The 12,386-nt window shown below is 72.0% G+C and carries 11 protein-coding genes; 8 read left to right on the top strand and 3 right to left on the bottom strand.

Going from position 1 to position 12,386, the window contains the following annotated elements; translation table 11 throughout:
• Nucleotides 1-22: 22 nt before the first annotated feature.
• Nucleotides 23-439: a DUF3052 domain-containing protein gene (locus tag ACFP2E_RS09355; protein WP_378523362.1), complete on the bottom strand. Its 417-nt coding sequence runs from the start codon at nt 437-439 to the stop codon at nt 23-25.
• A gap of 214 nt (nt 440-653) precedes the next feature.
• Here ACFP2E_RS09355 and aceE point away from each other — a divergent pair, with 214 nt between their 5' ends.
• Nucleotides 654-3,443, top strand: coding sequence for a pyruvate dehydrogenase (acetyl-transferring), homodimeric type (gene aceE, locus ACFP2E_RS09350; protein ID WP_378523361.1), 2,790 nt, complete (start codon nt 654-656; stop codon nt 3,441-3,443).
• 87 nt (nt 3,444-3,530) lie between these two features.
• Here the strand turns inward: aceE and ACFP2E_RS09345 are convergent, their stop codons facing one another.
• The gene (locus ACFP2E_RS09345; RefSeq protein WP_378523360.1) at nt 3,531-4,490 is read right to left on the bottom strand and encodes an alpha/beta fold hydrolase; all 960 of its coding nucleotides are present in this window, start codon (nt 4,488-4,490) and stop codon (nt 3,531-3,533) included.
• A 196-nt stretch (nt 4,491-4,686) separates the two neighbouring features.
• On the opposite strand from ACFP2E_RS09345, the gene ACFP2E_RS09340 reads away from it, so the two are divergent.
• From ACFP2E_RS09340 to ACFP2E_RS09310, 7 genes are all read left to right on the top strand, one after another.
• Nucleotides 4,687-5,886, top strand: a complete 1,200-nt coding sequence (locus tag ACFP2E_RS09340) for a PucR family transcriptional regulator (protein WP_378523359.1) — start codon at nt 4,687-4,689, stop codon at nt 5,884-5,886.
• Nucleotides 5,887-5,965: 79 nt separating this feature from the next.
• Nucleotides 5,966-7,150 (top strand): acyltransferase domain-containing protein, encoded by a 1,185-nt coding sequence (locus ACFP2E_RS09335; RefSeq protein WP_378523358.1) that lies wholly within the window; start codon nt 5,966-5,968, stop codon nt 7,148-7,150.
• Nucleotides 7,150-8,160, top strand: a complete 1,011-nt coding sequence (locus ACFP2E_RS09330) for a beta-ketoacyl-ACP synthase III (RefSeq protein WP_378523357.1) — start codon at nt 7,150-7,152, stop codon at nt 8,158-8,160. The genes ACFP2E_RS09335 and ACFP2E_RS09330 overlap by 1 nt, the downstream gene beginning before the upstream one ends.
• Before the next feature lie 120 nt (nt 8,161-8,280).
• Complete coding sequence (locus ACFP2E_RS09325) at nt 8,281-8,526, top strand: acyl carrier protein (protein WP_378523356.1); 246 nt, start codon at nt 8,281-8,283, stop codon at nt 8,524-8,526.
• An 87-nt stretch (nt 8,527-8,613) separates the two neighbouring features.
• Entirely contained in the window at nt 8,614-9,849 is a 1,236-nt protein-coding gene (gene fabF / locus ACFP2E_RS09320) for a beta-ketoacyl-ACP synthase II (RefSeq protein WP_378523355.1), read from the top strand.
• Nucleotides 9,849-11,306, top strand: coding sequence for an acyl-CoA carboxylase subunit beta (locus tag ACFP2E_RS09315; RefSeq protein WP_378523354.1), 1,458 nt, complete (start codon nt 9,849-9,851; stop codon nt 11,304-11,306). Before fabF ends, ACFP2E_RS09315 begins: the two co-directional genes overlap by 1 nt.
• Before the next feature lie 95 nt (nt 11,307-11,401).
• On the top strand, nt 11,402-11,815 hold the full coding sequence (locus ACFP2E_RS09310; protein WP_378539320.1) for a hypothetical protein: 414 nt from the start codon (nt 11,402-11,404) through the stop codon (nt 11,813-11,815).
• 22 nt (nt 11,816-11,837) lie between these two features.
• On the opposite strand, the gene ACFP2E_RS09305 is transcribed toward ACFP2E_RS09310, so the two are convergent.
• Nucleotides 11,838-12,365: a DUF3145 domain-containing protein gene (locus ACFP2E_RS09305; RefSeq protein ID WP_378523440.1), complete on the bottom strand. Its 528-nt coding sequence runs from the start codon at nt 12,363-12,365 to the stop codon at nt 11,838-11,840.
• Nucleotides 12,366-12,386 lie beyond the last annotated feature (21 nt).

Raw genomic sequence — 12,386 nt, 5'->3', positions numbered from 1 at the left:
GGGACCTCCGTGTCTGTGGGCGTCAGGCGGGGGTCTTGGGAGTGACCAGGCGGGTGGCCGACCAGTCCTTGCTCACCGCCGCGGTGGTCGTCTGCGCGAGGCCGGCGATCGGGGCCGCCTCGGCGATGTCGGTGGCGTCGACGGCGTTGGGGCGGCCGACCTTCGGGGTGAGCAGCCAGATGGCGCCCCCACCCACGAGATCGGTCAGCGCGTCCACGAGGCCGTCGACGAGGTCACCGTCCTCGGCACGCCACCACAGCAGCACGGCGTCGACCACGTTGCCGTAGTCGCCGTCCACCATGTCGGCGTCGATGGCGTCCTCGATCGCGACCCGCAGGTCGTCGTCGGTGTCGGAGTCCCAGCCCAGCTCCTGGACCACCATGCCGGCCTTGAACCCCAGCCGGGCAGCAGGCCCGTCGTCCTGTCCGGCACTCTGCACGGAACCGCTTCCCGCGGTCGAACCCACGCCACTCCTCCAACGTTCTTCCACCGCCCCGGCCGGGCGGTCAGGTGGGCAGTAGTCCAGCGGAGATACCGCAGCGGCGCAACCCTGTCCACCAGTCGTCGCCCTCGTGTCGCGGTCCGTGGGACCGCTGGTCAGGCTACCCGCGGGTAAATTTCGCCCGCTCCGGGTGCGTGGAAGGATGTTCGGCGTGAGCGACGCAGCATCGAGTTCCCAGTCCCGCAGCGGCAGCACTCCCTCGGTCATCCACGAGGGCCTGCCGACCCAGCTCCCGGACATCGACCCGGACGAGACCCAGGACTGGCTGGCCTCGTTCGACGGCATGGTCGAGGAGCGCGGTCGCGAGCGAGCCCGCTACGTCATGCTGCGCCTCCTCGAGCGCGCGCGGCAGGCGAACGTCGGCGTGCCGGCCCTGCGCAGCACCGACTACATCAACACCATCCCGCCCGAGCGCGAGCCGTGGTTCCCCGGCGACGAGGAGGTCGAGCGCCGGATCCGCGCCTTCATCCGCTGGAACGCCGCGGTGATGGTGTCCAGCGCCAACCGCAAGGGCCTCGAGGTCGGCGGCCACATCGCGACGTACCAGTCCGCGGCGAGCCTGTACGAGGTCGGCTTCAACCACTTCTTCCGCGGCAAGGACCACCCGGGCGGCGGCGACCAGATCTACATCCAGGGCCACGGCTCCCCCGGCATCTACGCCCGCGCCTTCCTCGAGGGCCGGCTCGAGGAGCAGCAGCTCTACCACTTCCGCCAGGAGGTGCAGCACGGTCCGGGCAAGGGCCTGCCGTCGTACCCCCACCCCCGGCTGATGCCGGACTTCTGGGAGTTCCCGACGGTGTCGATGGGCCTCACCGGCATCAACTCCATCTACCAGGCCCGCTTCAACCGCTACCTCCAGAACCGCGGCATCAAGGACACCAGCGAGCAGCGCGTCTGGGCGTTCCTCGGCGACGGCGAGATGGCCGAGCCCGAGTCGCTGGGTGCGATCCGGATCGCCGCCCGCGAGGAGCTCGACAACCTGGTCTGGGTCGTCAACTGCAACCTGCAGCAGCTCGACGGCCCGGTCACCGGCAACGGCAAGATCATCCAGGAGCTCGAGTCCAACTTCCGCGGCGCCGGCTGGAACGTCATCAAGGTCGTGTGGGGCCGCGAGTGGGACGACCTCCTCGCCCGCGACGTCGACGGCGTCCTCGTCAACCGGATGAACACCACGCCTGACGGGCAGTTCCAGACCTACTCCACCGAGAGCGGCGACTACATCCGCGACCACTTCTTCGGGGTCGACCCGCGCCTGCGCTCGATGGTCGAGCACATGACCGACGACCAGATCGTGAAGCTGCCGCGCGGCGGCCACGACTACCGCAAGGTGTTCGCCGCCTTCGACGCGGCCACCAAGCACGTCGGCCAGCCGACGGTGATCCTGGCCAAGACCATCAAGGGCTGGACGATCGACGCCCTCGAGGGCAAGAACGCCACCCACCAGATGAAGAAGCTGACCCCGGACGACCTCAAGAAGTTCCGGGACCGGCTCTACCTGCCGATCTCCGACCGCGACCTCGAGCGGTCCTACGAGGAGACCGGGGCGGCGCCGTTCTTCCACCCCGGCCCGGACTCCCCCGAGATCCAGTACATGCTCGAGCGTCGCAAGGCCCTCGGCGGGTCGCTGCCGCGCCGCGTCGTCCGCGCGGAGAACCTCAAGCTCCCCGGCGACGAGGTCTACTCCGAGCTCAAGCAGGGCTCCGGCAAGAACGCCATCGCCTCCACGATGGCGGTCGTCCGGCTCCTCAAGGACTGGATGAAGGACCCGGAGATCGGCAAGCGCATCGTCCCGATCGCTCCGGACGAGTACCGCACCTTCGGCATGGACTCGATGTTCCCGAGCGCGAAGGTCTACAACCCGGGCGGCCAGCGCTACGAGTCGGTCGACCGGAAGTTGTTGCTCTCCTACAAGGAGTCGGAGCAGGGCCAGATGCTCCACGAGGGCATCTCCGAGGCCGGCGCACTGGCCTCCGCCACCGCCGCGGGCTCGGCGTACTCCACGCACGGCGAGCACATGATCCCGTTCTACATCTTCTACTCGATGTTCGGCTTCCAGCGGGTCGGCGACTCGATCTGGGCGATGGCCGACCAGCTGGCGCGGGGCTTCCTCATCGGCGCGACCGCCGGCCGGACCACGCTGACCGGCGAGGGCCTGCAGCACGCCGACGGCCACTCCCCGCTGATCGCGGCGACGAACCCGGCGGTCGTCCACTACGACCCTGCGTTCGCCTACGAGGTCAGCCACATCATGCAGTCGGGCCTGGAGCGGATGTACGGCACCGGCGGGCCCGAGGGCAACGGCGAGGACGTCATCTTCTACCTCACTGTCTACAACGAGCCGGTCGTGCAGCCGAAGGAGCCCGAGGGCGTCGACGTCGAGGGCATCCTGCGCGGCATCCACCACGTCTCGAGCGCCGAGGGCGACGGCCCCCGCGTCCAGCTGATGGCGTCGGGCGTCGGGTTCCCGTGGGCCGAGGAGGCCGCCCGTATCCTCCGCGAGGAGTGGGGCGTCCAGGCCGACACCTGGTCGGTCACCTCGTGGAACGAGCTCGCCCGCGACGGCGCCGAGGTCGAGAAGTGGAACCTCCTCAACCCCGGGGCCGAGTCCCGCACCCCCTACGTCACCGAGAAGCTGTCCGGTGCGCAGGGCCCGTTCGTGGCCGTGTCCGACTACATGCGCGCCGTCCCGCTGCAGATCGCGCGCTGGGTGCCGGGCGACTACCGCGTCCTCGGCGCGGACGGCTTCGGCTTCGCCGACACCCGCCCGGCCGCCCGCCGCTACTTCCACGTCGACGCCGAGTCGGTCGTCGTGCAGGCGCTGCAGGCCCTCGCCGACGCGGGCCAGGTCGACCGGAGCAAGGTCGTCGAGGCGTTCGACCGCTACCGGATCGACGACCCGACCGCCGTCGCCGGCCGCAAGCAGGAGGGCGGCGACGCCTGAGGCCGAGCTGCCACCAGTTGCCCTGAGCACGACGGCGAGCTGCCACCAGTTGTCCCCCTCGCGGGGAACTGGTGGCAGCTCGGCGTTTCAGGCGCTGGTGATCGAGGTGACCGTGGCCGTCGGGGCCTCGGTCACGGCCGGTGCCTCGCCCGCCTTGAGCAGGGAGCGCCAGCGGGACCGCGAGTAGGTCGCGGGCTGGGTCGAGCGGATGAACTCGTGGACGATCCGGGCGAACCGGTGCGGGTGGTCCTTGTGGGGGAAGTGCCCGGCGTTGGGAATCACCTCGACGCGCGCCTTCGGCGCCATGAGCGCGGCGTTGCTGGCGTGCTTGACCGGGATGACCTGGTCGTCGCGACCCCAGACCACGCACATCGGCATCGCGTCGGTGAGGTAGGCACGGTCGGCCATCGTGACGATCTGGCCGCGCCAGTCGACGACGGCCTTGACGACGTGCCGGATGGCGTGGCGGGCCCGGGGGTCGGCGAAGGAGTCGTAGATGTCGGCGACCTCGTCGAGGTCGCGCGTCGGGGACCACTGGATCTTCGACAGCGCGCGCATGCCGGCCATCCCGGCGTGGCGGACCCCGGGGAGCGTGAGCACGCTCATCGCCTGGTGGAAGCCCGGCGTGGTGATCGCGCGGATCGCCGGCGTCACCTCGGGGCCGAGCCCGCCGGGAGCGACGAGGACCATCCGCTCGGTGCGCTCGGGGAACTGGTAGGCGAACTGCATCGCGACGCCGCCGCCGAAGCTGTGGCCCACGACGGTCACCTTGTCGATGCCGAGCACCGTGAGCAGGTCGCGCATGCCGTTGGCGTAGCCACCGACGCTGTAGTCGGCGCGCGGCTTGTCCGAGAGCCCGTGACCCAGCAGGTCCGGGGCGATCACCGTGTAGCGACGGGCCAGGGAGTCGATGACCGGCTCCCAGGTGGTGTGGTCGCAGCCGAGGCCGTGGAGCAGCAGGAGCACCGGACCCTTGCCGGCCCGCACGAACGCGCGACGGTGGCCGTGGATCGTGACGTACTCGACGTCGTGGCGCGTTGCGGACACGGGTCCCTCCTGGTTGCTACCCCCGTGCGTCACGTGGGGTATGCCCTCGATTCAATCAGACGAAACCACGGTTCCGGTCGTGCAAACCCTTATTTCGTTGGGGTTTCGTGACCTTTGCCGTCGCGACGATCCCTGCGGTGCCGCGGTTGGCGGGTCATGTACCCCGTGGTGCCGGTTCCAGCACTACTGTCTATACGTGTCCGTTCCTGCTCGCTCGCGCTCCCGCACCCGCGCGGTGGCGGCGCTGCAGCGCGCGACCGGCCAGCTGAGCACCAACGCCACGGCACGGATGGAGACCGACCTCCCGTGGTTCCGCGAGCTCAGTGCCGAGGACCGGTCGTGGGTCGGCATGATCGTGCAGGCCGGCATCCGCGGCTTCGTCGACTGGTACCGCCACAGCGCCGACCCGGTCCCCGACGCCACCACCCTCGCCTCGTCCGTCTTCGGCGCCGCGCCGCGGGCACTGGCGGGCGTCATCAACCTGCAGCAGACGGTCGACCTCGTCCGGTTGTCCATCGAGGTGGTCGAGAGCAACGTCGACGACATCCTCGACCCGGCCGACGCTCCCGACGTCCACGCGTCCGTGCTGCGCTACGCGCGCGAGGTCGCCTTCGCCACGGCCGAGGTCTACGCACGCGCCGCGGAGGTCCGCGGCGCCTGGGACGCCCGGCTCGAGGCCCTCGTGGTCGACTCGGTGCTGAGGTCGGAGACCGACGAGGCCGTGCTGTCGCGCGCCAGCGCGCTCGGCTGGGCGGAGCGCGGCGAGGTGGCCGTGGTGCTCGGGACCGTCCCCGAGCGGCGTACCGAGACCGACCTCTTCGAGGAGGTACGCCGGCTCGCCCGCGCCGCGGGCATGGACGCGCTGTGCGCCACCCAGGGCGATCGGCTGGTGGTGGTCCTGGGCGGCGTGACCGACTCACGGGCCGCGGCCGAGGCGGTGCTCGACGTCTTCGGCGAGGGCACGGTGGTGGTCGGGCCGGTGACCGACGACCTCGGTCACGCGCACGTCTCCGCCCGGGCAGCCCTCGCCGCCCACCGCGCCTCGCCCGGCTGGCCGGGCGCCCCCCGCCCGGTCCGCAGCGACGAGCTGCTCCCGGAGCGCGCGCTGGCGGGCGACGGCCACGCGCGGCGCCACCTGGTCGACGACGTCTACCTGCCGCTGCTCGCGGCCCGCGGGACCCTGATCGAGACCCTCACCGCCTACTTCCACCACGGCGCCTCGATCGAGGCGACGGCGCGCGCGCTGTTCGTGCACGCCAACACGGTCCGCTACCGGCTCAAGCAGGTCAGCGAGCTCACCGGGTGGTCCCCGTCGGACGCGCGGCACGCGTTCACGCTCGAGATCGCGCTCGTGCTCGGCCGGCAGAGCGGCCGCGCCGAACCCAGCTCTTTGTAGGAACCCTACAAGGACTCACCGTCCAGATTCGTGCGCGCCGGAGGCGAACCGGACCCCGTCCACCCGTCAGAGTGGACTCGTGCTCGTCATCGTCGCCCCCGGACAAGGGGCCCAGACTCCCGGATTCCTGCAGCCCTGGCTGGAGGACAGCGCCTTCGCCGCGCGCTTCGAGTGGCTGTCCACCGTGGCCGGCCTCGACCTGGTCCACTACGGCACCGAGGCCGACGCCGAGACCATCCGCGACACCCAGGTCGCCCAGCCGCTGCTGGTGGCGACCGGCCTCGTCGCGGCGCTCGGGATCTTCCCGCACCCGACCGACGCGTTCGGCAAGGTCAGCGCCGTCGCCGGCCACAGCGTCGGCGAGCTCACGGCCGCCGCAGGCGCCCGGGTGATCACCGCGGAGCAGGCGATGGTTCTCGTGCGCGAGCGCGGCAAGGCGATGGCCGCCGCCGCGGCCGCCACGCCCACCGGCATGACCGCCGTGCTCGGCGGCGACCGCGACGAGGTGCTCGCGGCGATCGCCCGCCACGGGCTCACCGCCGCCAACGACAACGGCCCCGGCCAGGTGGTCGCCGCCGGGACGCTCGAGCAGCTCGAGGCGTTCAAGGCCGACCCGCCGGCCGAGGCCCGGCTCACCCCGCTCAGCGTCGCCGGCGCCTTCCACACCGAGCACATGGCCCCCGCTGTCGGGCACCTCGCCTCGCTGGCCCGATCGGTGTCGACGCACGACCCGCGGACCCGCGTCATCTCCAACAAGGACGGCCAGGTGGTCCACGACGGCCGCGAGGTGCTCCGCCGCCTCGTCGGCCAGATCGCCAGCCCGGTCCGCTGGGACCTGTGCATGGACACCATGGCCGACCTCGGCGTCACCGGCATCCTCGAGATGCCGCCGGCGGGCACCCTCACCGGCATCGCGAAGCGCGCCCTGAAGGGCGTGGAGACCTTCGCCCTCAAGACCCCCGACCAGCTCGACGACGCCCGCGCCTTCTGCGACAAGCACGGCGAGTTCGCGGAGATGGACACGACGCCCACGTGGCGGATGGTTGTCTCCCCCGCCAAGGGCACCTTCCACGTGGCCGAGGAGGCGTCCGGCGCCGACCGGCTCCCGGCCGGCTCGGCCATCGGCGACGTGGCCGGTCTCCGCGACCGGGTCAGCGTGGTCGCCCACCACGGCGGGCAGGTCGTCGAGTGGCTCGTCGAGGACGGCGACCTGGTCTCGCCGGGCCAGCCCCTGGTCCGGCTCCACCCGGAGGTGGTCTCCTGATGCCCATCACGCCCAGCGCCGGCCCCGCCCACACCCGGATCCTCGGGGTCGGCGCCTACCGCCCGTCCCGGCTGGTCCCCAACGCCGAGGTCGTCGAGGCCATCGACTCCAGCGACGAGTGGATCCAGCAGCGCTCCGGCATCAAGACCCGCCGGTGGGCCGCGCCCGACGAGTCCATCCAGATGATGAGCGTGGCCGCCTCCCGCGACGCGATCGAGCGGGCCGGCATCTCGCCGGAGCAGATCGACTGCGTCATCGTCGCCACGGTGAGCCACATGCTGCAGACGCCGGCGGTCGCGACCGCGATCGCCCACGAGCTCGGCACCAACCAGGCTGCGGCCTTCGACATCTCCGCCGCCTGCGCCGGGTTCTGCCACGGCATCGCCATGGCCTCCGACATGGTGCGCGCCGGGAGCGCGGGTCACGCGCTCGTCATCGGCGTCGAGCGGCTCAGCGACATCACCGACCTCTACGACCGCGGGACGGCGTTCATCTTCGCCGACGGCGCGGGCGCGGCCGTGGTGGGACCGAGCGACACCCCGGGGGTCGGGCCCGTGGTGTGGGGCTCCGACGGCGAGCAGTTCGACCTGATCCGCCAGAAGGAGGACTGGCGCGACGTGGTCGGCACCCCCGCCGTCCCCGGAAGCGGTGTCATGCCCCACCTGGTGATGCAGGGCAACCCGGTCTTCCGCTGGGCCTCCTTCGCGATGGCCAAGATCGGCCAGCAGGCCCTCGACCTCGCCGGGGTCACCGTCGACGAGCTCGACCTGTTCATCCCCCATCAGGCGAACATGCGGATCATCGACGCAATGGCGCGCTCGATGAAGCTGCCCGAGCGGGTGCGTATCGCGCGCGACATCGCCGACCAGGGCAACACCTCCGCCGCCTCCATCCCGCTGGCCCTCGACCGCATGGTCGAGGAGGGCGACGCGCGCAGCGGCGACCTCGCCCTGCTGATCGCCTTCGGCGCCGGCCTCTCGTACGCCGCCCAGGTCGTCACCGTCCCCTGACCCGGCGTACCCCCGGACGCACCACCCCCTGCACCACCACAGGCAGCACCCGTCCACCACCAGACACCCGTCCACCACCAGACCAGCACCACCACACACCCACCGAGAGAAGGAAGCCAGATGGCCACCACCGAAGAGATCCGCGCCGACCTCGCCGAGATCGTCAACGAGGTCGCGGGCGTCGACACCGACGACGTGCAGCTCGACAAGTCGTTCGTCGACGACCTCGACGTCGACTCGCTGTCCATGGTCGAGGTCGTCGTCGCCGCCGAGGAGAAGTTCGGCGTGTCGATTCCCGACGACGAGGTCAAGAACCTCAAGACCGTGGGTGACGCCGTCGCCTACATCGAGCGCGCCCAGAACTGACAACGCAGAACTGACCGACAGGGCTGAGCGCACGCCCGACCCGGGCTGCTGCACCCCACCGATCCCCACCACACAGAGGTGACCACCATGTCTGCCACGCGAGTCCTCGTCACCGGGCTGGGCGCCACGTCCCCCGTCGGCGGCGACGTCCCGACCACCTGGTCCGCCCTCCTCGAGGGTCGCTCCGGCGTCGCCGCCCTGACCCAGGACTGGGCCCAGGACCTCGGTGCCCGGATCGCGGCCGAGGTCGCGGTCGACCCGACCGAGGTGCTCGACCGGGTCAAGGCCCGACGCCTCGACCGGTCCGGCCAGCTGGCGCTGGTCGCCGCGCAGGAGGCGTGGGCAGACGCCGGCCTCGCCGACGGCGGTGTGGAGGCCGAGCGGCTCGCCGTCGCGATGGCCTCGGGCATCGGTGGGGTGCAGACCCTGCTCAGCAACTACGACGCGCTCAAGGAGAAGGGGCCGCGCCGGGTCTCGCCGCTGGCGATCCCGATGCTCATGCCCAACTCCCCCGCCGCCCACATCGGGCTGGCGATCGGCGCCAAGGGGCCGGTGTCCACGCCGGTGTCGGCCTGCGCCTCCGGCAACGAGGCGATCGCCCTCGGCATCGACCTGATTCGCCTCGGCCGCGCGGACGTCGTCGTCTGCGGCGGCACGGAGGCCGCGGTCCACGCGCTGCCCATGGCCGCGTTCGGCCAGATGATGGCGCTGTCGAAGCGCAACGACGACCCGGAGGCGGCCTCCCGCCCGTGGGACAAGGGTCGTGACGGGTTCGTGCTCGGCGAGGGTGCGGCCGTGGTCGTCCTGGAGTCGGAGGAGCACGCGAGGGCGCGCGGTGCCAAGGTGTACGCCGAGGCCGCCGGCGCCGGCATCACCGCCGACGCCCACGACATCGCCCAGCCCGACCCGGCCGGGCTCGGCGCCACCCGCGCCATGCGGATGGCGCTCCGCGAAGCGGGACTCGAGGCCGCCGACATCCGGCACATCAACGCCCACGCGACCTCGACCCCGCAGGGCGACGTGGCGGAGGCGGGCGCGATCCGCGCCGCCCTCGGCGACGCGTCCGACGGGGTGGTCGTCACCTCGACCAAGTCGATGACCGGCCACCTTCTCGGCGCGGCGGGCGCGCTCGAGTCGGTCGCCACGATCCTCGCGATCCGCGACCGGACCGTGCCGCCGACCATCAACCTCGAGGACCCCGAGGACGTCGGTCTCGACCTCGCCGACAAGCGGCGCGACCTGCCTGCCGGCGACGTGGCCGCCCTCAACAACTCGTTCGGGTTCGGCGGCCACAACGTCGCCCTGGCCTTCCGGAGCGCGTGATGACCCCCGCCACCGCGGCCCCCGCCGCCCCTGCTGCTTCCAAGGGGCCGACCAAGCTCCCGCGCGAGCAGGACCCCCGCAACCCGGTCACCCGGCTGAAGGCGCTGCTCGACGAGGGCTCGCTCGAGCTCATCACCCCTGACGACGACTCGGGGATGCTCGCCGCGGTCGGCCTCGTCGACGGCACGCGCGTCGTCGCGTTCTGCTCCGACGCCACCGTCATGGGCGGCGCGATGGGCGACCAGGGCTGCCGGGTCGTGGTGGACGCCTACCACCGGGCGATGACGGACGGGGTCCCGATCATCGGGCTCTGGCACTCCGGCGGCGCCCGGCTCGCCGAGGGAGTGCTCTCGCTGCACGCCGTCGGCCGCATCTTCCAGGTGATGACCCAGGCGTCCGGCAAGATCCCGCAGATCTCCGTCGTCCTCGGCCCCGCGGCCGGCGGCGCCGCCTACGGCCCCGCGCTGACCGACGTGGTCATCCTCGGGCCGGAGGGCCGCATCTTCGTGACCGGCCCGGACGTCGTCCGCTCCGTCACCGGCGAGGACGTCGACATGCTGCGGCTCGGCGGTCCCGAGCCCCACGGCCGTCGCTCCGGCGTGGTGCACATCCTCACCGAGTCCGAGCGCGAGGCGCTCGACCGCGCCCGCAGCGTCGCCGCGCTGCTCGGCTCGCAGGGCAGCCTGGACGTGGCCACGGTCGAGGACCGCGACCTCGCCGACCTGCTGCCGGAGTCGAAGAAGCGCGCCTACGACGTGCACCCGCTGGTCGAGTCGCTCCTCGACGAGGGCACGGCCCAGGAGCTGCACGCCCGCTGGGCACCCAACATCGTCACCGCGCTCGGGCGCTTCGGCGGGCGCACCGTCGGCGTGGTCGCCAACAACCCGCTGCGGCTCGGTGGCTGCCTCGACTCGCTGTCGGCCGAGAAGGCCTCGCGGTTCGTGCGCATGTGCGACGCCTTCGGCGTCCCGCTCATCGTCGTGGTGGACGTCCCCGGTTACCTCCCGGGCGTCGGCCAGGAGTGGGACGGCGTGGTGCGCCGCGGCGCCAAGCTGCTGCACGCGTTCGGCGAGTGCGTCGTCCCCCGGGTCACGCTGGTCACCCGCAAGACGTACGGCGGCGCCTACATCGCCATGAACGCCCGCTCCCTCGGCGCCACCCGGGTCTTCGCCTGGCCGGGCGCGGAGGTGGCGGTCATGGGGGCCGTCGCCGCGATCCGGATCCTCCACCGCCGCAAGCTGGCCGAGGTCTCCCCCGAGATCCGTCCCCAGGTCGAGGCCGAGCTGGCCGCCGAGCACGAGAAGCTCGCCGGCGGCGTCGACAAGGCTGTCGAGATCGGCGTGGTCGACGAGGTCGTCGAGCCGACCGCCACCCGGACGGCCATCGCCCGGGCCATCGACGACGCCGTGCAGACCGTGGGCGTCCGCCGGGGCGGCCACGGCAACATCCCGCTCTGATCGCTGCCACGGATCGGGCCCGACGGTGACGTGTGTGGCGTAACGCACGTCACACCCGTCCGTTGACCCCTGTGACGTGACAAGGGGGTTCCGCCATGTTCCGGATGCTGCTTCGGACGGCCGCGGCCGTGCTCACGACCGCGGCCCTGCTCCTCGGGGGGCTCACAGCCCCGGCCGCGGCCGGCAACAGCGACCTGGGCCGGTTGTGGGCCAAGGACAAGGTGCTGAAGCGCGGCTGCCACGACTACCGCTACCAGTACCGCGTGAAGCCGGAGACCCGGCACTGGTCCCTCGAGACCTTCCTCCGCGACCCCAGCGGCGAGGTGATCGCGTCCAACGCGTTCGAGAACGCCACCAACAAGCGCCGCGGGTCGAGCACCTTCCGCTTCTGCCGGTGGAACACCGAGCCCGGACGCTTCAAAATCCGCGGCAAGCTCACGCAGTACGACGGCTACGACCAGACCGTCGGCTGGGTGAAGCCGGGCTGGTTCCGGATGCGGCTGGCCTGACCCCGCCGGGGGGGGGCGACCCTCAGACCACCTGGTGCAGCCAGCGCACCGGGGCGCCGTCGCCGGCGTGGCGGAAGGTCTCGAGCTCGTCGTCCCAGGGCTTGCCGAGCAGTTTGTCGATCTCGAGCGGCAGCGTCGTGTCGCCGAGCGCGGCCTTGACCACGGCGGCCTTGAGACGGTCCTCGGGGATCATGATGTCGCCGTGGAGGCCGGTGACGGCGTGGAAGACGCCGAGGTCCGGCGTGAACGAGTAGCGAGCACCCTCCGAGGAGGCCGTGGGCTCCTCGGTGATCTCGAAGCGCAGGTGGTTCCAGCCGCGCAGCGCGGAGGCGATGGCGGCCGCCGCACCGACGCCGCCCGTCCAGGACAGCTCGGCACGGTAGGTCCCCGCCTGGGCCGGCTGCGGCGTCCAGTCGAGGCTCACGGCAACGCCGAGTACGCCGCCCACGGCCCACTCGATGTGCGGGCACAGCGCGGACGGCGCGGAGTGGACGTACAGGACGCCTCTCGTTGCAGCAGCAGTGCGTGTGGTCACCGTGACCTCCTCCATCTCCAGCGTGAGATACGCCTT

Source organism: Nocardioides sp. GCM10027114, from assembly GCF_042659625.1.
GTDB lineage: Bacteria > Actinomycetota > Actinomycetes > Propionibacteriales > Nocardioidaceae > Nocardioides.
This window is presented reverse-complemented; position numbering and strand designations above follow the sequence as displayed.